19 protein-coding genes are annotated in these 20,590 nt (G+C 60.6%); all 19 read right to left on the minus strand.

From position 1 onward, the window contains the following. Nucleotides 1-64 precede the first annotated feature (64 nt). The gene (locus tag H8K11_04240) at nucleotides 65-235 is read right to left on the minus strand and encodes a hypothetical protein (GenBank protein MCS6262944.1); all 171 of its coding nucleotides are present in this window, start codon (nucleotides 233-235) and stop codon (nucleotides 65-67) included. Between the two features lie 116 nt (nucleotides 236-351). Next, nucleotides 352-2,262, minus strand: a complete 1,911-nt coding sequence (locus H8K11_04245; GenBank protein ID MCS6262945.1) for an acyl-CoA dehydrogenase family protein — start codon at nucleotides 2,260-2,262, stop codon at nucleotides 352-354. A gap of 21 nt (nucleotides 2,263-2,283) precedes the next feature. Then, nucleotides 2,284-4,005, minus strand: coding sequence for an acyl--CoA ligase (locus H8K11_04250; protein MCS6262946.1), 1,722 nt, complete (start codon nucleotides 4,003-4,005; stop codon nucleotides 2,284-2,286). Continuing rightward, a complete protein-coding gene (locus tag H8K11_04255; protein ID MCS6262947.1) occupies nucleotides 3,980-5,158 on the minus strand; it encodes a citrate synthase in 1,179 nt (392 codons plus the stop codon). Before H8K11_04255 ends, H8K11_04250 begins: the two co-directional genes overlap by 26 nt. Further along, a complete protein-coding gene (locus tag H8K11_04260; protein MCS6262948.1) occupies nucleotides 5,100-6,041 on the minus strand; it encodes an isocitrate lyase/phosphoenolpyruvate mutase family protein in 942 nt (313 codons plus the stop codon). Before H8K11_04260 ends, H8K11_04255 begins: the two co-directional genes overlap by 59 nt. Then, entirely contained in the window at nucleotides 6,034-7,440 is a 1,407-nt protein-coding gene (locus H8K11_04265; protein ID MCS6262949.1) for an MmgE/PrpD family protein, read from the minus strand. Before H8K11_04265 ends, H8K11_04260 begins: the two co-directional genes overlap by 8 nt. Before the next feature lie 26 nt (nucleotides 7,441-7,466). Beyond that, a complete protein-coding gene (meaB, locus tag H8K11_04270; GenBank protein ID MCS6262950.1) occupies nucleotides 7,467-8,240 on the minus strand; it encodes a methylmalonyl Co-A mutase-associated GTPase MeaB in 774 nt (257 codons plus the stop codon). A gap of 1 nt (nucleotide 8,241) precedes the next feature. Continuing rightward, nucleotides 8,242-9,189, minus strand: a complete 948-nt coding sequence (locus H8K11_04275; protein MCS6262951.1) for a hydroxymethylglutaryl-CoA lyase — start codon at nucleotides 9,187-9,189, stop codon at nucleotides 8,242-8,244. Next, complete coding sequence (locus H8K11_04280; protein MCS6262952.1) at nucleotides 9,167-10,015, minus strand: enoyl-CoA hydratase/isomerase family protein; 849 nt, start codon at nucleotides 10,013-10,015, stop codon at nucleotides 9,167-9,169. The genes H8K11_04275 and H8K11_04280 overlap by 23 nt, the downstream gene beginning before the upstream one ends. A gap of 26 nt (nucleotides 10,016-10,041) precedes the next feature. After that, nucleotides 10,042-11,646 (minus strand): methylcrotonoyl-CoA carboxylase, encoded by a 1,605-nt coding sequence (locus H8K11_04285; protein ID MCS6262953.1) that lies wholly within the window; start codon nucleotides 11,644-11,646, stop codon nucleotides 10,042-10,044. Nucleotides 11,647-11,659: 13 nt separating this feature from the next. Next, nucleotides 11,660-12,067, minus strand: coding sequence for a cobalamin B12-binding domain-containing protein (locus tag H8K11_04290; GenBank protein ID MCS6262954.1), 408 nt, complete (start codon nucleotides 12,065-12,067; stop codon nucleotides 11,660-11,662). After that, the gene (locus H8K11_04295) at nucleotides 12,058-12,906 is read right to left on the minus strand and encodes an MBL fold metallo-hydrolase (protein ID MCS6262955.1); all 849 of its coding nucleotides are present in this window, start codon (nucleotides 12,904-12,906) and stop codon (nucleotides 12,058-12,060) included. Before H8K11_04295 ends, H8K11_04290 begins: the two co-directional genes overlap by 10 nt. Continuing rightward, nucleotides 12,903-14,498, minus strand: a complete 1,596-nt coding sequence (locus H8K11_04300; GenBank protein ID MCS6262956.1) for a methylmalonyl-CoA mutase family protein — start codon at nucleotides 14,496-14,498, stop codon at nucleotides 12,903-12,905. Before H8K11_04300 ends, H8K11_04295 begins: the two co-directional genes overlap by 4 nt. A 30-nt stretch (nucleotides 14,499-14,528) precedes the next feature. Further along, on the minus strand, nucleotides 14,529-15,410 hold the full coding sequence (locus tag H8K11_04305) for an NAD-binding protein (protein MCS6262957.1): 882 nt from the start codon (nucleotides 15,408-15,410) through the stop codon (nucleotides 14,529-14,531). A 13-nt stretch (nucleotides 15,411-15,423) separates the two neighbouring features. Then, a complete protein-coding gene (locus H8K11_04310; protein ID MCS6262958.1) occupies nucleotides 15,424-16,608 on the minus strand; it encodes a thiolase family protein in 1,185 nt (394 codons plus the stop codon). Further along, on the minus strand, nucleotides 16,605-17,744 hold the full coding sequence (locus tag H8K11_04315; protein MCS6262959.1) for a 2-oxo acid dehydrogenase subunit E2: 1,140 nt from the start codon (nucleotides 17,742-17,744) through the stop codon (nucleotides 16,605-16,607). The genes H8K11_04310 and H8K11_04315 overlap by 4 nt, the downstream gene beginning before the upstream one ends. Nucleotides 17,745-17,799: 55 nt before the next feature. Next, the gene (locus H8K11_04320) at nucleotides 17,800-18,792 is read right to left on the minus strand and encodes an alpha-ketoacid dehydrogenase subunit beta (GenBank protein MCS6262960.1); all 993 of its coding nucleotides are present in this window, start codon (nucleotides 18,790-18,792) and stop codon (nucleotides 17,800-17,802) included. Beyond that, on the minus strand, nucleotides 18,789-19,790 hold the full coding sequence (locus H8K11_04325; protein MCS6262961.1) for a thiamine pyrophosphate-dependent dehydrogenase E1 component subunit alpha: 1,002 nt from the start codon (nucleotides 19,788-19,790) through the stop codon (nucleotides 18,789-18,791). Before H8K11_04325 ends, H8K11_04320 begins: the two co-directional genes overlap by 4 nt. A gap of 30 nt (nucleotides 19,791-19,820) precedes the next feature. Continuing rightward, nucleotides 19,821-20,582 (minus strand): hypothetical protein, encoded by a 762-nt coding sequence (locus H8K11_04330; GenBank protein MCS6262962.1) that lies wholly within the window; start codon nucleotides 20,580-20,582, stop codon nucleotides 19,821-19,823. Nucleotides 20,583-20,590: the final 8 nt, after the last annotated feature.

Below are 20,590 nucleotides of genomic sequence, written 5' to 3' on the forward strand. Positions count from 1 at the left end.
TTCTTACCGGAAGCATGAACCAGGCGTCTCCATGGTCGTTCTGGAAACCGGTGACCGGCCGCTGTTAGGCCGCCCGACGAGTCTGCCGCTCAGGTACGATGTCGCTGTGAGTGAGGGCCGCGGCAGACGAGGCGGAGATTAGTTTTCTCCGTTCCGAGTCACTCTCTAATCCCATGGCCCAGGCCAACAACCAAATAAGTGTCACAATTGTGACGAGACCAATGATCGTAATCATGTAGCACCTCACGGCTGAATACTACGAAAGCCGTACCGACCGTACTCTGTCTCGATTCGGCCTGCCGGCTGCTGAGTGACGTCCCTCGAACTCACCGGGCGATGCGTGGTCTTCGCTCATGTCATGTGCTGGTTACGACGATAGTCCTCCAAGCGCCGGCGAATGATCCCCTCCGACAGCGTCGGATAGTACCCTTTGAGGGCTTGCCGCCCGGTGGTCGCGACAATGGTGTCCCGGTGATGCCGGAACTCTCTCAACCGTTGTTCCATTCGCTGTTTCGCCGCAGCACAGAACGCCTCGGCCAATTCCCACACGCTGGTATGTCCGTCGAGCCTGGTCTGTCGTTCGGCATAGAGCACCGTGGCGAGCATGGCAAGGAGATCTTCACCGACGGATTCGATTGTATTCTGCAGGCGCTGTTCGTCCTTAAATGAGGCCTGGAATCGTAGCAAGGCGTAGAAAATTGCTCGCGCCAGCCGCCGGCTGGTTCGTTCCACATAGAGAGCCGCGGGCCGTACTTGGAGGTGTGCGAGTTCCCGTCGATCCGGCAACGGCCCTTTGCGCCATTGTCGCAGGTACCAGGGCAGGTAGAAGCGCATGAGCTTCAACGCCTGCCGGGCTTGTTCGAGTATGGAAAGACCATCCGCATAGAAGCGTTTGGCGTGATCCAGATGAGGGCTCAAACCTTCGCGAACTACGAAGGGGCGCAAGATATCGGTGGCGCCTTCGCCGATTCGATACATCTCCGCATCGCGAACGAGTTGTTCGATGCCGAAGGCAGCTTCACCACGGGCGTGCTTGGAGTCGGCGGTTTCGTACCCCATCCCTCCGAAAATCGTCTGCGCGTCGCGGATGAACCGGATCGTATGTTCCGAGCAGAAGATCTTGGCGACTGCGGCTTCGATGCGAATGTCGTAGCGGTGTTGATCGGCCAGACGCCAGACGAGCAGCGCCAGCGCCTCCATGGCGAACAGGTGGCCCGCCATCTCCCCGATCCGGATCTGCTGCGTTTGTCGTTCTGCCAAGGGCTTCTGAAACGTGACCCTGCTATTGGCTCGATCCAGAGTCGGCTGCCAGGCCTGTTTGGCCATGCCCAGGCAGATGGCGGGAATGCTGATGCCCCGCCCCACGTTCAGAATCGTCAGGGCATACTTCAATCCCTTACCGATGTCGCCGATCACCTGTTCGATCGGCACCCGCACATTCTTCAAGGCGATATGGGCGTTCTCAATCCCGCGACAGCCTTCAAACTGACAGCGTTGGCGCACCAGCACACCTGGTGTCGCCATGTCCAAAATAAAGGCCGTGTGGACGTGATCGTCCGCCCGCTGCCCCTGTGGAGCCGGAATCCATTCGACCGTTCCCTCGCACTCCACCCGAAGAGCCGGCACGCGAGCGACGAGCGTGAGGTACCGGGCAATCGGCCCATTCGTACACCAGAGTTTTTCGCCGTTGACCAGGAAATGGGTGCCGGAGGAATCCAGCACCGCTTCGGTTCGCACGTTGGCCGCATCCGAGCCGGTCATCGGTTCGGTGAGGGCAAAGGCTGAAATGGCCTCCTTCGCGACGAGCGGGAGATATTTGTTCTTCTGGTCTGCGTTCCCGAAGAGGAGGATCGGCATAGCGATGCCGATGGACTGCGGCACCGCGACCGTCAGCGCCAGAATGTTGCTCCATCCGGAGATCAGGGTCAGGACGCGGCCGTAGTTCGTATAGGACAAGCCCAGCCCGCCATATTCTTTGGGAATCTTCATACCGAAGGCCCCGATCTTGAACAGTCCCTGGATGACACGTTCGGGAATTTTGGCCTCGCGTTCGATTTCCTCCGGGTCGACCTCGTGGAGCAGAAAGTGTTCGACCTGTTTGCAGAAGGCCTCGCCGGCGGCCTTCTCTTCCGGCGGTTCGGGAGGTGTCAGCAGGAGGTTGAAGTCCGGCCGGCCGTCATAGAGACCGGCCAGGAAACTTTTTCCGGTGAATCGCTCGCGGGCTTCTTCGATCCGTTCGAAACCTGTAAAAAGGGTGCTCATCTGGTACCTCACCCGATCCGGTCAACCGGATTCTTTGAATTGTCTGTCACGATATTGGGCCAGGGGGCCCGCCAAGCGGGATTTCAATTCCAAACGCTTGGGTTTCCCGGTGGAGGTGTAGGGCACCTCCGTACCCATCACCAGCACTTTCGGCTGTTTAGAAAACGGCAAGCGCCCGCGGCAATGGGAGAGGATGTCGGCCTCCGTCGGGGGCGATGCCGGGTCTTTCGGCACGATATAGGCGGCGATCTCCTCGCCGTAGTAGCGATTCTCGAAGGGGAGGGCCATGGCGAACTGCACGGCCGGGTGTCCCTTCAACACGTCGTCGATTTCCAACGGGGAAATATTGACGCCGCCGCGAACGATGAGTTCTTTCAAACGGCCTGAAATGAAAAAGAACGGGCGTCCCCGGTCGTCGGCGATGTAAAAGCCTTCGTCGCCTGAACGGAACCAACCCCATTGGAAGGCGGCTTCGTTGGCCTCGTCCCGTTTGAAATAGCCGGCGCAGATTGTGCGTCCCCGGATGCAGATCTCCCCTCGTGCCTGCTCAGCCACCGCCTTCCCGGACTCGTCGAGAATGGCCATCTCGTTGTGACGCAGAGCCGTTCCGATCGAGGGGAAATCAAAATCCGTGAGCCAATGGCGATGTTGCGCTTGCGTCAGGTCGTTCGGCAAAAAACAGGAATAGCAGGTTGTTTCAGACAGACCGTATCCATGGCGAATCGGGAATCCAAAACGATCTTCGAAGCGCTGGGCCGTGTCCTTCAGCAGCGGTCCTGCGCCGCAGAGCACACCACCGAAGCGATCCAGGCGATAGGCGGCGAGGTCTTCGTCGGCATCCAGAAGAAACTCAAGTAATGTGGGGACGACGCTGACGCTGGTCACCTGTTCTTCGTGGAGCCGTCGCCAGAAGCTGCCGGTCTTGAACTTCCGGTTCAACACGACGCTTCCCTTACAATAAAACGGAGTCATCAGAGTGACGACGATGCCGTTGACATGATGGATGGGCAGGACGCACATCACACGGTCGGTGAGACCGAACCCATGCCGGTCGGCGATGGCATCCGCATCGATTAGAAGATTGGCAACCGTCAAGATCACGCCTTTCGGCGGCCCGGTTGTCCCCGATGTGTAAATGACCAAGGCAGGATCGTCGAGTCGGGAGGTGGCCGGGGTAAAGCGGGCTCCAACGGCGTGGCTGTTTTTTCGGCTCTTTCCCCTGGTCTCCTTCCCGTCAAGGATGCCACCGTCCCCCAGGGCGACCACTTCGCGCAAGGCCGGCAGCATGGACTGAAGCGCTTTGAGCTCCTCGTAGACATCCTGCCAGCAGAGGGCGACCGAGGCCTCCGAATGTTCGAGGATATACCGCTTCTTCTCGGCGGTTTCTTCGACATTGATCGGCACGACGGCGACTCCCAACGTCCAAGCTGCGAAGTAGATCAGCGCCGTCAGATCATGGTTGAACAGCACGGTGGCGATCCGGTCGCCGCGGGTCAGGCCGAACTTCGCATGAAACATCTCCGCCATCTGTTCGACGATCGTGCCGAATTCCGCATAACTGTAGGTTCGGCGCAGGTTCCGCTCGTCGTCGCAATAGGTCAGAAAATTCCTGGTGACGAGTCGCGGGTCGTACAGGCGCGATCGGAAGAACTCGGCGAACGAGGTCCAGTGGAGTTCCGAGGCACATCCCGGCGCCTCGCGGGCCTGTTCGATCCGGTCATGAACGTCGGTCAAGAGGCTCATAGGTCCTCGGTGCCGGCCCTGTGTAGAGGGCTCGTGGTCTGATCAGCCGGTTATGTTCCTGCTGCTCCATTATATGTGCGCACCAGCCGGTGATGCGGGAACAGACGAACAACGGTGTGGACAATTCGCGCGGGATGCCCATCAACAGGTAGGCCACGGCCGTATAGAAATCGAGATTGGGATGGAGTCCTTTTTCCTCCCGCATGATGCGGTGGAGGGTGGAGGCGATGTCGTACCAGCTGTGGTCGCCGCAGAGGTGGCTGAGCCGTTCGGCGTGGCGCTGGATGATGGCTGATCGTGCGTCGCCTTGCCGAAGCACGCGATGCCCGAATCCCATGACTCGCCGCTTCTGCGCGAGCGCCTCTCGCACCCAGGTCTCGGCTCGCTCAGGGCTGCCGATTTCGATGAGCATCGACGCCACCGCTTCGTTGGCGCCTCCATGGAGCGGGCCTTTTAAGGTGGCCACGGCCGCCGTGATCGCGCCATGCAGATCGGTGAGGGTCGAGGCGGTGACGCGAGCGGCAAATGTGGAGGCGTTAAACTCATGCTCCGCGTACAGGATGAGCGACACGTTCAGCGCTTGGGCCATGGCCGCGCTGCTTTCACCGTCCTTGTGGCCTGCCACCAGGTGCAGCAGGTGCTGCGCAAAATCTCGACTCTCGTCCGATCTCTGCGGGACTGTTCCGGCCATGACTCGATAACTCTGCGCGATCAGCAGCGGGATCTGGCTCAGCAGCCGCATGGATTTGCGGAGATTGGCCTCATGCGATCCATCCTGCGCGTCGGGATCGCTGAGTCCCAGCAGGGAAATGCCGGTTCGCAGTACGTCCATCGGGTGCAGGCCCGGCTGCAGGCGGTCTACAAAACGTTGCACCGGCTCAGGCAGGACTCGATGGCCTCTCAGCCGTGTGGAAAAACTATCCAGTTCGTTCCGGCTGGGGAGATGACCGATCAACAGCAAATAGGCGACTTCTTCGAAGCGGCTCCATTCCGCCAGATCGCCGATGGCATACCCTCGATAACGAAGTCCTGCCTCTCCTTCATCCACCTGACAGAGGGCCGATTCTCCCGCGATCACCCCCTCAAGTCCGGGGCTATAGAGGGGCCGCTCCGCGGTTTTCGTTCCCGGCTGTTCTTGTATCACCTGGTTCATAGGGCCTCCCTGTCTGGTCCTGCCCATGCTCGTATCGAAGCAGACTATAGAGCTCCTGTCGCGTCATCATGTGGTCGAGCCAAGCCCGTTGAGAGCCGAAGAATCTGAGTTCTCGCAGCAGCTTCTCAACAGCAAGGGCTGCGACCCGGAGCGTGCTGACGGGAAATAACACGCCGCGATACCCCAACGTCTCGAATTCGTCCACGCTCAAGTAAGGTGTCTTGCCGAACTCCGTCATGTTGGCGATCAAGGGCACGTGGACGCCTGCCCGATTCATTTCCAACGCAAAGGTGTGGAATTCGTCCGCGGAGAGCAGGGCCTCGGGGAAGAGCGCGTCGGCGCCTGCGTTGGCATAGGCAACGCCTCGCTGAATGGCAGCCTGCAGCCCATCGACCGTCCGTGCGTCCGTGCGCGCCACAAGGACGAAATCCCGATCGCATTTCGCCTCTACGGCTGCGGTGATTTTGGCAACCATGTCAGCCGTTGGAATCAGTCGCTTCCCCGACAGATGGCCGCATTTTTTCGCCTCTTCCTGATCTTCGATCTGCATGCCGGCCAATCCGGCCCGCTCAAATTCCTGAACGGCCTCCCGCACAACCGAAGGCGGCCCATAGCCGGTGTCCGCATCGACGATGGTGGGAAGTGCCACCGACCGGGCAATGGCCGACGCTTCCCTCGTCATGTCCGTCAAGCTGATCAATCCGATATCGGGCATGCCATGGGCCGCCGAGATTGCGGCTCCCGACACATACACGATCTCGAATCCGGCGTGCTCGATCTGCATGGCCGTCAGGGCATTACAGGCGCCGGGGATGGCCACGGTCCTGCCGGCCAGCAGCTCACGCAGGCGTTGTGCTTTTGACGGAGTGGCGTGGTTACGCATCACGATGGGGCACCCTCAACAGAGGCATCAGTGTGGCGATGTCTTTCTCTCGTTCCAATGCCCACACGAAACCGATGAGCTTCTCGACCTGCGCACGACCGATTCGTCTCGATGCGAGCCGGCGTAGTTTGTCCTCCACATCCTGGTCCGACATGGGATTGCCGGGATGGCCCAGGGGGACGTCCACCTGCTTCATGTAGACTGTTCCCGTCGTCGTCCTCAGCGTGAGGCGGGTCGGCATGGATCCAGGATAGAGGCCCGCGAATTCCGGCTGCGGGACGACACGCACCTTTTTCATGAGCTCGTGCAGCGCTGGATCTCGCAGCCGGTCAGAGTCGAATGAATGCACGGTCATGCGACCATCCAGCAACGCCACCGCGACGCAATAGGGGAAGCTGTGATCGGCCGTTTCGCGCGTCGTCGGGTGCCATTTCTCCGGATCGCGTCCGATGATTTCGATCGCGACATCGTAACTGCCGATTTCAATCTCGCTCAGACGCTGGACTGCATCGGCCCCCTCCGCCTTGATCACCTCCGCTCGCAGGGCCAGCGCCGCTTCGACTGCAGTCTGGGCGTGGTATTCCACCGGGAAATGTTTGATGTAGGAATCGAGAATCTTGAACGAGGCCGGCCTGTCGTCGGAAGCCCGCTCTCCGCCTAATCTCGACAGCTCGAATGGTCCGGACACCAGCTTCATGAAGCCCTTTTCGCCTTCAAAGATGGGGGCGGGGCCGGTCATGCCTCGTTGGGCCAGGATGGCCGCGAACAGGCCGTTGCGTGCGGCATTCGAGAACGCACAGGCTTTCCACATGGACATTTCACCGACTCTGGTTTGCCGGAGCGCCACGTTCGCCACGGCGGCCAGGTTGATGGCCTGCGTGGTCTGCGCCTCCGTGAGTTTCAGTGTTTTGGCTGCGCCGAGCGCGGAGGAGATCGATCCATAGGTCACATGGTCCCATCCACGGGAGCGTAACGCGGCGGCGTCGCAGAGCCGGCACTGGATTTCATAGGCCAAGGCGATGGCCTGGATGACCCGCTTGCCTGAAGCATGGGCTATTTCGCCGGCGGCGAGGATTGCGGCCAGGTTGTCCGAAGGATGGGCCGGCTCTTTCGAGAGATAGGTATCGTTGAAGTCGAGGTAGCGAACCAACGCGCCGTTGGCGAAGGCGGCCAGGTCCGGCAGGGTCTTGTGGGACGTCCCCCAGATTGTCGCGCCGCCGGGTACTTTGGCGAATTGTGCCACGTGACGTGCGATCCGGCAGGGAGTCGCCTTCCAGGCGTCGAAGGCACAGGCGGCGCTGTCGAGAATCCGTCGCTTGACCTCATGGACCACGTCGCCGGGCAGGTCGTCGTAACAAAGGGCCTGGGTATAACTCGCAAGACGATCCGCCAGCATGATGATCCTCTCGACAACAGGCCGTTCTGTCAGCCCGGTGTGTGTGCGAGATCCTGGAGCCGTTGCTGTTCGGCGATCATGGCGATCAGCTCCGGAATGCCCTCCCCCTTGACGGCCACGGTGCGCAGCACGTGCGGGCACCACTCGCGTAGATCGCGTACTGCAGTATCGGCGCCTTCACGATCCCCTTTGTTGACGACCACGATATCCGCGACCTCCAGTAACCCTGCCTTCATGGCTTGCACGTCGTCGCCCAATCCCGGCGCGACCAGGGCAATGACGGTTCCGGCCACCGAGACGACCTCGATGTCGCTCTGGCCGACGCCGACCGTTTCGATCAGGATCACGTCATACGCGGCCGCTTCCAGGACTTGCAGCGCATCGCGAGTCGCCCGCGCGAGCCCACCGGACTGACCGCGGGTTGCCATGCTGCGTATGTAGACCCCCGCATCGTCCGCATGCCGCTGCATCCTGATCCGGTCACCCAGCACCGCCCCGCCGGTGAGAGGGCTGCTGCTATCCACGGCCAGGACGCCGACCGTCTTGCCGAGGCGGCGGTAGGCGGCGATGAGTTGATCGATCAACGTGCTCTTCCCCGTGCCGGGATAACCGGTAATGCCGATCACCATGGCGCGCTTCTCCGGTGGCGTCAGGCGTTTCAACACGGCGGCTCCAACCGGCTCCTGGTTCTCAAGCCAGGTGATCACGCGCGCCACAGCCCGGACTTCACCGGCCAGCACTTGTCTGGTGATAGTCTCGACATCCTCCCGTTTCGATACTCGACCGACGCACGCGTGATTCATGTCATTCCCGCCATGCAGGCTGTGGCCTTTCACGATGATGGAGTTGCGAAAGCCGCGAGTTCAGCGGATGCCGCAGGGCGTCACCGAGTTGTTGCGCACAGGCGGCCACCAGCATCTCATCCACCGGCACGTTGGCGCCGGAGGCTTTCAGCGCGAAGACGAGATCTTCCGTCGCGACATTTCCGGATGCACCTGGGGCGTAGGGACAGCCGCCGAGGCCTCCGGCCGAAGCATCGAACGCCGTGATTCCATAGTCCCACCAGGCCGTGAGGGCGTTGGCGACGGCCATGCCATAGGTGTCATGGAAATGAAGCGAGAGGCGAGCCGGCTCGACATGCGGCAGCACCGTATCGAGCAATCTCCGTATGTCCGTCGGTGCAGCCTTGCCGACCGTTTCGCCCAACGAGATGTCGTCGACCGCGAGGTCGAGCAGTCGTTGCATCACGTCCCGCACCTGCGTGGGTGCAATGCGGCCTTCATAGGGACAAAACACGACCGTGGACAGGTAAGCTCTCACCGCCATCCCGTCCCGTTTCGCTGCCGCCACCACTGGTCTGAAGCGCACGAGTGATTCCTGCACGGTCGCTTTGATGTTATGGCGGGTAAAGCTGTTCGAGGCAGCCGTGAAGACGGCGATCTTATCGACGCCTGCGGCCCGCGCCCGTTCGAGGCCGCGTTCGTTCGGAACGAGAGCCGAATAGGCGACACCCGGGATGCGGTCGATGGCGCGGAGGACCTCATCGGAATCCGCAAGCTGCGGGATGGCCGCGGGTGACACGAAGGAGCCCGCTTCGATCTCAGTCACGCCGGTTCGTGACAGGGCATTGATTAAGGCGATTTTGCGCAGGGTCGGCACGAACTCCGATTCGTGTTGCAGACCGTCGCGCGGAGACACCTCGGTTATCCGGACGGAGGCTCGCCGGGAGTTATGTAGGCCGGCTTGCAACATGGTGTTCCTTCGCTCTCTCCCGTGCGGGCTGCTGTTCCAGTCCCTTGGCCCACTGTGGTGGCCGCTTCTCCGTAAAGGCGCGGAGCCCTTCAATCGCCTCGGAAGCACCACGGGCGCTGGCGTTGGCCTCTGCGCAGGTCACCCCGCGCTCTTGATCTGGCAACGGGCGTATCCTCAGGATCAATCCTTTTGTTGCCCTGGTTGCGCGGGGAGCCAGCTGCCTGATGGCGTCGATGACTTCCGAGATGCGATCGTCCAGATCGCTCTGAGGCACGACGTCATGCACGAGGCCGAAGCGATGGGCCACCGATGTGGTGAATGTTTCGCCGGTCAGGGCATAACGGCGAACAAACGATTCACCCGCCTTGCGCAGGAGAAAGGGCGCGATGACCGCCGGGATCAACCCGAGCCTGGCCTCGCTGAGCGAGAACGTTGCATCCTCCGCCGCGACGACGATATCGCAGACCGCCATCAGTCCGAGCCCGCCACCGAAAGCAGGCCCTTGCACCCGGGCGATGACCGGGCAGGGAGATTCGTCGATGGCGCCATACATGCGGGTAAGGCGCTGGGCGTCATCTGTTGCCTGAGCATTCGGGACCGGAGACGCGGATTGCATCCATTGGAGATCGGCCCCGGCGCAAAAGACCGGTCCGGCGCTGGATAGCAGTATTCCTCTCAGGGACGGCTCCTGAGCCGATTCGTCGAACGCCTGAGTCAGTTCACTTATCATCCGGCTGTCGAAGGCGTTGCGTCGTTCAGGCCTGTCGAGTGTGAGGCAGCGGATGTCGCCGTGCGATTCCATCGTCAGGGTCGTATATCGATGCATTCGTACCTCCTCAGCCGCCGCGAACCTCACATACGAAACACCGGCACATGGGTTTCTCTGGCCGGAACGGACGCGGCCAGATCCAGACAGAGGCCCAGGACTTTTCGCGTCTCCACGGGATCCAGAATGCCGTCGTCCCAGAGTCGCGAGCTGCTGAAATAGGGACTGCCTTCCTGCTCATATTGCTGCCGGGTGGCCTCCGTGATTCGCCGCTGTTCTTCATCCGACAGCCGTCCCTGTTCACGCGCGCGCTGCTGTTGCTTGACGGTGACCAGGACCTGCGCGGCCTGTTGCGCGCCCATCACCGAGGTTCGTGCGTTGGGCCAGGTGAAGAGGAATCGAGGGCCATAGCCACGCCCGCACATGGCATAGTTGCCGGCTCCGTGGGAGGCGCCGATCAGGATCGTGAACTTAGGGACCTCGGCGGTCGCGACGGCCTGCACCATCTTGGCGCCGTCCTTAATGATGCCTCTCGTCTCATAATCTTTTCCGACCATAAACCCGGTAATGTTTTGCAGAAACACCAGCGGAATACGCCGTTGCGCGCAGAGCTGGACAAAATGCGCGCCCTTCAGCGCGGACTCCGAGAGCAGCACCCCGTTGTTGGCCACGATCCCCACGAGGTGACCCATCCAACGGGCGAAACCACAGACCAGCGTGGCACCGTACCCTGCTTTGAATTCATGGAAGCGACTGCCGTCCACGAGCCGCGCAATCACCTCCCGGACCTCCCATTTCTGACGCGGATTCGCAGGAATGATTCCGTAGAGCTCTTCCGCCGAGTACAGGGGCTCATCGATCTGTTCTCGACGAAGCCTCGGAGGCCGTCGCCCGAGCGTGGCTACGATCGATCGGCAGATGTCCAATGCGTCATGGTCATCCTGCGCCAGATGATCGCTGACGCCCGATAGGCGGGTGTGGAGATCGGCCCCGCCGAGTTCTTCGCTGGTGACGTCTTCGCCGGTTGCGGCTTTGACCAGCGGCGGTCCTGCCAGGTAAATCGTGCCGGTTCCCTGGACGATCACGTTTTCGTCGCACATGGCCGGTACGTAGGCTCCGCCGGCCGTGCACATGCCCATGACCACGGCGATCTGGGCGATACCCGCTGCGGACATCCGCGCCTGATTGAAGAAGATCCGTCCGAAATGGTCCTTGTCGGCGAAGACCTCAGCCTGCATGGGCAGAAAGATGCCGCCGGAATCGACGAGATAAATCGCCGGCAGCCGGTTCTCCAAGGCGATCTCTTGCGCCCGCAAATGTTTCTTGATGGTCATGGGGAAGTAGGTACCCCCTTTGACCGTCGCATCGTTGGCTGCAATGACACAGAATCGTCCCGATACGGAGCCGATGCCAGTGATCAGTCCTGCGGCCGGGACCTGGTTGTCATACAAGCCAAAGGCGGCGAGGGGGCTGAGTTCGATCCAGGGAGACCCTCGATCGAGCAGGGCGGCAATGCGCTCGCGTGCCGTCATCTTTCCGCGTTTCTTGTGGAGCGCCACTGCATCGGCCGGTCCGCCCGCTTGCACGATGGCCAGGTGCTTCTTCAAATCGGCTATCAGGCTTTCGTACTGTGTCTGGGCACGACGAAAGTCTTCCGATGTCTTATTCACAGTGGTCTTCAGGACGCGCATTTCGGATATCCTCTCAACGCTCGACTCGAAGTCCCTTCACGAAATCGACGATGTCATGCATCGGCGTGGCCGGGCGAAATAACATCTGCACACCGGCGGCTTTGAGTCGCGGGACGTCGTCATCGGGGATAATGCCTCCGCCGAACAGCGTGACGTCTCCCGCGCCCTGCTCTTTCAGCAACTGCAGCACGCGGGGAAAGAGCGAGTTGTGGGCGCCGGAATGGATACTGAGACCGATGGCCTGCACGTCCTCCTGAATGGCGGTGGTCACGATCTGCTCCGGCGTCTGATGGAGCCCGGTGTAAATGATCTCCACTCCGGCATCGCGCAACGCCCGGACGACGAGCTTGACCCCCCGGTCATGTCCGTCCAATCCCACTTTGCCGATCAACACTCGGATGGGTGTCGTCGCTAGTGCCATACGTTCACCTCTTCCAGCACATATCGACCTTCTGTATCCTTCCTGAGATGACCGGCCTGGACCAGCGGATCGTGTTCAAATATCAGCAACCAGTCCTCCGCGAACGCTCGATCCAGCACCCCGCGCTTGGTGTCGAGCGTCTGCATGGGGTCGAGGTCGTACCCCATGATGTAGGGAAGGGGCAGATGCGAGACGGTCGGGATCAGATCGCCCAGGAAACACGCGATCCGGCCTTCCGACTCGACTTTGACACTCTGATGGAAGCGCGTATGACCGGCCGTGACCATCGTGGTGATGCCCGGCAGCAGTTCTGTATCGCCGCGGAGGAACTCCCACTGATTCAGTTGCGCGACCGGTGAGAAATTGTTCTGTCGGTAACTGGCCCTGGTCCGTTCATTCGCCGAAACGGCATCGTCGTACTCGCCCTGTTGCACATAGTAGGTGGCTTTGGGAAAGGCTGATCGCAGCAGGCCGTTTCCGTTCGTCACTGTATTGCCTCCGGCATGGTCGAAGTGCAGATGGGTGTTGATGACCAGATGAATGTCATTGTGGGTGAGGCCATGGCGCTGCAGCGAGTCGCGCAGGGTCGGCGTTCGCTCCACTGCAAACAGGGAGTGAAATTTTGCATCTTCCTTATCGCCGAGACCCGTATCCACCAGGACGTTCTTGCCGTGAGCCTGGATCAACAGACAGTTTAAGTGGAGCGGAATACGATTCAGCTCATCCGCCGGACAGCATTTCTGCCACAGCGCCTTGGGCACTACCCCGAACATGGCGCCACCATCCAGCCGGAACCGGCCGTCGGTCACTGCGTATATGTCAAATGCTCCGAGTTTCATAACACCACCGGCTCGCGATAAGTTCCGTACACTTCCTTCAACGCGGCGCAGATCTCTCCCAACGTCGCTTTCGCCTTCACGGCTTCAATCAGAGCCGGCATGAGGTTCTGGTGGCAGGCGGCTGTTTCCTGTACCTCCTCCAACGAGCCGGCCATCTTGAAGGGATCACGCGATTTTCTGAGATCGGACAGGCGCGCGACCTGTTCCTGTTCCACTTCCGGTCCGATCTTCAAGATTGGGATGGAACGTGTTTCCTGTTCCACATAATCGGTGACGCCGACGAGGGGCCGCTCCTGCTGTTCAATTTCTCTTTGATACCGTTGTGACGCATCGAGGATTTCCCGCTGCGGAAATCCCTGTTCGATTGCCGCCACCATTCCACCCATCCGATCCAGTGTTCGGAAATAGTCCCGCGCTCCTTCTTCCAATCGGTTCGTCAGCGATTCGACAAAGTAGGAGCCGCCCAATGGATCGACGCAGTTGACGGTTTCACTCTCGGAGGCGATGACCTGCTGTGTCCGCAAGGCCAGCGTCACCGCTTCTTCCGTGGGGAGCGCCAGGGTTTCATCCATTGAGTTGGTGTGGAGCGATTGGGTCCCGCCAAGCACCGCGGCCAGGGCCTGGAGGGTGGTGCGCACCACGTTGTTCATCGGTTGTTGGGCGGTCAGGGAGCAGCCGGCCGTCTGGGCGTGACAGCGAAGTTGGAGGGAGCGGGGATTTTTCGGGTGGTAACGTTGCTCCATTTCACGCGCCCACAAGCGCCGGGCGGCTCTGAATTTTGCAATCTCTTCGAAGAAGTCATTGTGCACGTTGAAGAAGAAGGAGAGTTGCGGCGCGAAGGCATCCACGTCGAGGCCGGACTTCACGGCCGCAGCCACGTAGGTGAGTCCGTCGTACAGTGTGAACGCGAGTTCTTGAACGGCTGTCGAGCCTGCCTCCCGGATGTGGTACCCGCTGATGCTGATCGGATGCCACTTGGGGACATGAGCGGCACAGTAGGCGATTGTATCGACGATGATCGCGATGTGCGGTTCGGGCGGGAAGAGCCATTCCTTTTGCGCGATATATTCTTTCAGAATATCGTTTTGAATCGTGCCGCCGAGTCGGTCGAACGGGATGCCGCGTTTTTCTGCTACGGCCAGATACATGGCAAAAAGCACTGCAGCCGGTCCGTTGATCGTCATCGAGGTGGTGACCTGATCGAGCGGGATGCCGTCGAACAGCCGTTCCATGTCCGCGAGAGAGGAGATGGCCACGCCGCAGTGGCCCACTTCGCCCCGTGCCATCTGATCATCGGCATCAAGGCCCATGAGCGTCGGCAGGTCGAAGGCGACACTGAGGCCGGTCTGGCCCTGTGCCAGGAGATACTTAAAGCGCCGATTCGTATCGTCCGCGGAGCCGAAACCGGCGAATTGCCGCATGGTCCAGAGGCGGCTGCGGTACATGCTCGGGTAGATGCCGCGGGTGTAAGGGAATGAGCCCGGTTGGCCGAGGTCCTGCTCGACGTTCCACCCCTTCAGATGGTCTGGGCCGTAGACCCGTTCGATGTCTAATCCAGAGAGGGAGGAGAAGCGAGATTTCCGCTCGTTCATGATGCGGCCCTCCGGGAAGGAACGAAAACGTCAGCTCACAGTCACCGGCTGCTCTCCATACACATAGAATCCATGCCCGCTCTTTCTCCCCAGCCGACCGGCTTCGACATACTTGCGCAGCAGGGGACAGGGGCGGAACTTCTGGTCACCCAGGTCCTGATGGAGCACTTCGCAGATGGCGAGCACCGTATCCAGACCGATGCGGTCGGCCAAGGCCAGGGGGCCCACGGGATGGTTGGTCCCTTCCACCATCGCCAGGTCGATCGCTTCGGCCGTCGCAACCCCCTCCTCCAGCGCAAAAATGGCCTCGTTAATCATGGGAATGAGGACCCGGTTGACGATGAAGCCGGGGGAATCCTTGCAGACCACCGCGGTTTTCCCTGCGCGGCGAACAAGTTCCAGGGCCAGTTGCACCGTAGGCTCGGAGGTTTCGATGGCGCGTACCACTTCGACCAGCCGCATGACCGGGACGGGATTCATAAAATGGATGCCGACGACGCGATCGGGACGACCCGAGGCCATGCCCAGACTCGCGATCGAAATTGAGGAGGTATTGCTGGCCAGCAGGGTCGATGGTTCGCAGACCTGCCCTAGTTGCGCGAACAGCGCTCGTTTCATAACGGGATCTTCGGGTATCGCTTCGATCACCACCTGTGCCTCACGTAACCGTTGCATGTGCTTCATCGGATGAATGATCGCCATGGCCGACCCGGCCTGATCTCCCCGCAGGGCACCTTTCTCGACCGCTTTCGTGACCCCCTGCCAGATTTTCTTGATGGCCTCTTCTAATGCCTGCTCCGTTGCGTCGATGAGGAGGACATTCCATCCCGCCGTGGCCAGCACCTGCGCGATGCCGCGCCCCATCTGTCCCGCGCCTACGACCCCGATGGTTGTGATGTCGTCGATCGTCATAACGATCTCTGGTTCACCGCTCCACCATGAGGGCGAGCGCTTCTCCGCCTCCGATGCAGAGGGCGGCCAGCCCTCGATGGGCATCGCGCGCCTCCATGGCATACAGCAGCGTCGCTACGATCCTGGCTCCGGTGGCGCCGATGGGATGACCCAGGGCCACCGCGCCGCCGTTGACGTTGACCTTCTTGGGATCGAGGCCGAGTTCACGATTGATCGCCAGGGAGACGGCCGAAAACGCTTCATTGATCTCGAACAGATCGATGTCGTTGACCGACAGTCCTGTTTGTTTCAACAGACGCTGGATCGCTTCGACCGGCGCAATGGTGAACCATTCCGGTGCCAGTGCCGCACCGGCATACCCGACGATACGGGCCATCGGTGCGAGGCCAAGGCGGGCGGCTTCTTCTTCAGCCATGATGACCAATGCGGCTGCTCCATCGTTGCAGGAGGGGGAGTTGCCCACCGTCAGGACTCCATCGTCCTGAAACACCGGTTTGAGCTGGCGCAGCTTGGTCAGATCCACCCGATTCGGTTCCTCATCGTCCGAGACGAGGACCGGCGCTCCCTTTTTTTGCGGCACTTCGACCGGAACGATCTCCTTTTTGAAGGCGCCGCGGGCGATTGCGTCACGGGCCCGGCCGTAACTTTCCAGCGCGAAGTCGTCGACCTCCTGTCTCGACAATCGATACTTGGCCGCGCACAACTCCCCCGCGTTCCCCATGTGAAACTGGTTGTAGACGTCCCAGAGCCCGTCTTTGATTAAACTGTCGGTCAGCTCGCCGTGCCCCAGTCGGTAGCCTTGTCTGGCTTTCTCCAGCAGGAACGGGGCTCGTGTCATGTTTTCCATTCCGCCGGACACCATGATGTTCGCCTCTCCCAGCGCGATGGCCCTTGTCGCCATCATCACGGCCTGCAGGCTGGATCCGCAGACCTTATTGACGGTCACCGCACCGACGGAATGGGGCAGCCCCGCGCCGATGGCCGCTTGTCTGGCTGGTGCCTGACCCAATCCTGCGCTGAGCACGCATCCCATCAGGACTTCGTCGATCCGATCACCCGGCAGTTGGAGCCGTTTGACGGCTTCGGCGATGGCGAGGCTCCCGAGCTTGGTTGCCGGGACTGAGCTGTAGCTTCCGTTGAAGCTGCCCATGGGGGTTCGGACTGCGCTCACGATGACGGCATGGTGTCTGGCGTTCACAACAGTTTCTCCCAATCGCTCTCTTCAAGATACTGTTTCACCCTGGCCATGAAGCGGTCGGCGGTGGCGCCATCGATCACCCGATGGTCGAACGAGAGGCTCAGGTAACACATGGGGCGAATCGCGATGGCATCGTTGATGACGACCGCGCGCTTCTGCACCGACCCTACTCCGAGGATGGCAGTCTGCGGTTGATTGATGATGGGGGTGCTGAAAAGACTGCCGAAGCCGCCGTGGTTGGTGATGGTGAAGGTACCGTCCTGGACTTCTTCTGGTCTTAACCGCTTGCTCCTGGCTCGTTCGGCAAGGTCTGTTATCTCATGGGCAATCTGGTTCAGTCCTTTGCGATCGGCATGCCGAATGACGGGAACCAACAGGCCGTCGTCGAGTGCCACGGCGATGCCGAGATGCACGTCCTGCTTGATCACGAGTCCCTGTTCCCGCCAGGAGGAATTCAGAAGCGGGTGCTCTCTAATAGCGCGCGTGACGGCGCTGATCACGAACGGCAGATAGGTGAGCGCGCGGCCCTCGCGGAATCCGGCAATGCCGGTGAAGTCCGCTTCGAAAAAGGTCGCCACATGGGCCGCCGTGTGCCGGCTCTGGACCATGCGCTCGGCGATGGTCTTTCGCATTTGAGACAGGGGCACGATCTCTTCAAGCGTGGAAGCGGGAGGCGGGGATGGCGTTGCGGCGAACGTCCCTTGCACGCTGCCGGTGGATTCGCGCTTGCCGATCACGTCCAGCAGGTCATGCTTCGTGACTCTTCCGCCCTCGCCGGTTCCTGTGATTGCGGAGAGATCCAGGCCATGTTCTTTCGCCAGTTGTCGAACGGCTGGCGAGTAGTGACGCTCGCCCGGTCCTGCCTCCATCGGCCGGACCGTCACACCCCCGACACGATTGACGACGCCTGATGCCGGCTGAGTATCGAGCCTGGCCAGCATTGTCCCTACCGGAACGGTTGTTCCTTCAGGCACGAGTACCTCGGTGAGGAACCCTGTCGCGGGTGAGGGAATGTCCAGAGCGACCTTCTCGGTTTCCACTTCCAGGAGCGGCTGATCTTTTTCGACGGCTCCGCCTTGAGGGATCAGCCATTTGACGACGGTCCCTTCCGCGATGCTTTCACCGAGTTGGGGCATCACAATGTCGGTCGCCACTTCGACCTCCAGAGCGGTTCGCTGCTTCGTTCTCAGTTCAATAGGCCGCCAACTTCTTCGCTCCCGCGACGATGTCGCTCACTTTGGGCAGAAAGAATTCTTCCAGCGGCGTGCTGAACGGTACCGGCGTGTCCGGCGGGGCGATGCGGAGAATCGGCCCATCCAGAGAGTCGAAGCAGTCTTCCGCCAGCAATGCGGAAATTTCGGCCCCGATCCCGCCGGTTTTGTTGTCCTCGTGCAGAAGGATGACCTTGCTGGTCTTGCGCACCGATTCGTAGATCGTCTCCTTGTCGAGCGGGATCAAGGTGCGAAGGTCCACTACCTCAAGATCGATGCCTTCTTTGCCCAACAGTTCCGCCGCTTCCAGGGCCAGATGGACCATCGCTCCGTACGTGATGAGCGAGACGTCACGGCCGGTTCGTTTCACCTCGGCTTTTCCGAGGGGAACGATGTAATCCTCCTGAGGCAAGGCAGCTTTGATCCGGCGATAGAGGAACTTGTGTTCAAAGTAGAGAACCGGGTTGGGATCGCGAATTGCCGCCTTCAACAGTCCCTTTGCATCATAGGGTGTTGAAGGAGCGACGATCTTGAGTCCGGGAGAATGGAAGAACCAGCCCTCGGGACATTCGGAGTGAAAGGGACCGCCGTGAACGCCTCCGCCGAACGGTGCCCGGATGACCAACGGAACCGCCGCGCCCCAGCGATAATGATTCTTGGCCGCCACTTCGGTGATCTGGTCGAACGCGCAGGAAATGAAGTCCGCAAACTGCATCTCGACCACCGGTCGCAATCCCATCATGGCCGCACCGATGGCCGCGCCCACAATGCCGGATTCGGAAATCGGCGTGTCCAGCACGCGCCATTCGCCATATTTTTTGAGGAACCCTTCCGTGACCTTAAACGCCCCGCCGTAGGTGCCGATGTCTTCGCCCAACAGAAAGACGCGCTCGTCCCGGCTCATCTCTTCATCCAGGGCCTGGGAAATTGCGTCTACGTAAGTGACTTCCTGCGTGAGCGTCGCGGTCGTCATGGGTGCACCTCGTCTTCCGTGGCGAACACTCCCACCAGCGTCTCCCGCCCTTCCGGCAGGGGGCTCTGTTCGGCGAACTCCGTCCCTGCGTCGACTTCTTTCTTGGCTCGTTCTCCCACCTCATGAAAATACGACGCATCGCCGTACCCTAACTGTGTCACGAGGCGTTCGGCTCTCAAGATGGGATCTTTGGTTTTCCATTCCTCCAGCAATTCGCGTGGGACGTACTTGGCTGCGTCATGTTCGGAATGGCCATGCATCCGCATGGTTTTAAATTCGAGAAAGGTCGGGCCTTCGCCGGCCCGGGCCTTGGCGATGGCTCGCTGGGATGCGAGGTAGACGGCTGCGACATCATTGCCGTCCACAATCTCGCCCGGCATCCCGTAGGCTTTCGCCCGCTCGACCACATCGGTAATCGCCATTTGATACCGCACCGGCGTGGAATAGGCATATTGATTGTTGGTGCAGAAGAACACGACCGGCAGCCGCCGCACCGCCGCAAAGTTCATGGCTTCATGAAAGTCGCCTCGACTCGTTCCTCCGTCGCCGGTTCCGGCAAAGGCCACGCGGGACTCTCCTCTGATCTTGAAGGCCAGCGCCGCGCCTGCGGCGACCGGCATGTTGTCGGCCAGATGGCTGACGAATCCGATCATCCCGCGTTTCAAATCGCCCATATGCACATTGCCGTCTTTTCCTTTGGTCGGGCCACCCTGCTTGCCGAGGTACTGGGCGATGATTTCTCCGGGGGAGAAGCCGCGAATGAGAAACGCGCCCATATCGCGATGAAACGGCGCAATGACGTCATCCGGCCTCAGCGCCGAGGCATACCCGACGGCGATCGCCTCCATTCCATGACTCGTATAGACGCCGCCGACGATGCGGCCCTGCCGGTAGAGCGCGCTGATCCGGTCTTCCAGGCTTCTCGTCAACCGGAGGTAGTGGTACATATCGAGGAGGTCGCCGCGTTTGATTTCATTGGCAATGACCGCCACGTCCATGATGACCTCCAGAGTGAGGTGGCCAGGTACTCAGAGTGCCGGAAGATCCCGCCATGACAACAGGGGTGTGTGCTCCTTGCACGAGTGACAATCGGACGCGTCCCACTGCGGCATGTCCAGGTCCACGCTGAAGTAAAAGGGAAACCGTGCCGTGAGTTCGTCCATCAAGGGGAACTGCCCGCTGTCTCGCCTGGCAAAAACCATCATGCCGGTAAGTTGCCCTCCGCGATCCGTCACGACCTTCCCCAACTTGCTGACGCACAGGCCGCGAGTGGTCACGTCGTTTAGGGAGAGAAAGCGTTCTCCCGTTTCGACTGTGCCTTGGATGATGTCGGTGCCGATCTTGCCCGTCTCGTGATTGAACGGGGTCAGGACGACGCGGAGCGGCATCTGTGGAGCCAGGATGTCGCTGGTTCGCTCAGCCAAAAAACGCGCGTCGGATGAGGTGGTGAGAATTCCTGCCGGCGGATGGTGTCGAAACGTCTGCATGATCCACTCCGCCATGTTGGATGCGATCATGGTCACGAGATCTGGGAATCGCGCGATGGATTCAAAGCGCAGATAGACATCCGTGTGGTGGCCGGAGACCACTTCCACATGGCTATCGAAATACACCGCTCGCGAGTCGCGCAGCATTCGCTGAATATCCCAGGACGACAGGGTGGGATGGGGGGTGTCGCGAATGAGATGTTCCAGCCTCATGTCGATCTCCGACCCCTCATAGAGCTTCTTCTGTCGCTCCATCAACTCCAGGGTGGTAGCTTGCGGTGACTTGTCGATTGACGGCACCATGACCCGTA

The organism is Nitrospira sp., assembly GCA_024998565.1.
Classification (GTDB): Bacteria; Nitrospirota; Nitrospiria; order Nitrospirales; family Nitrospiraceae; genus Nitrospira_A.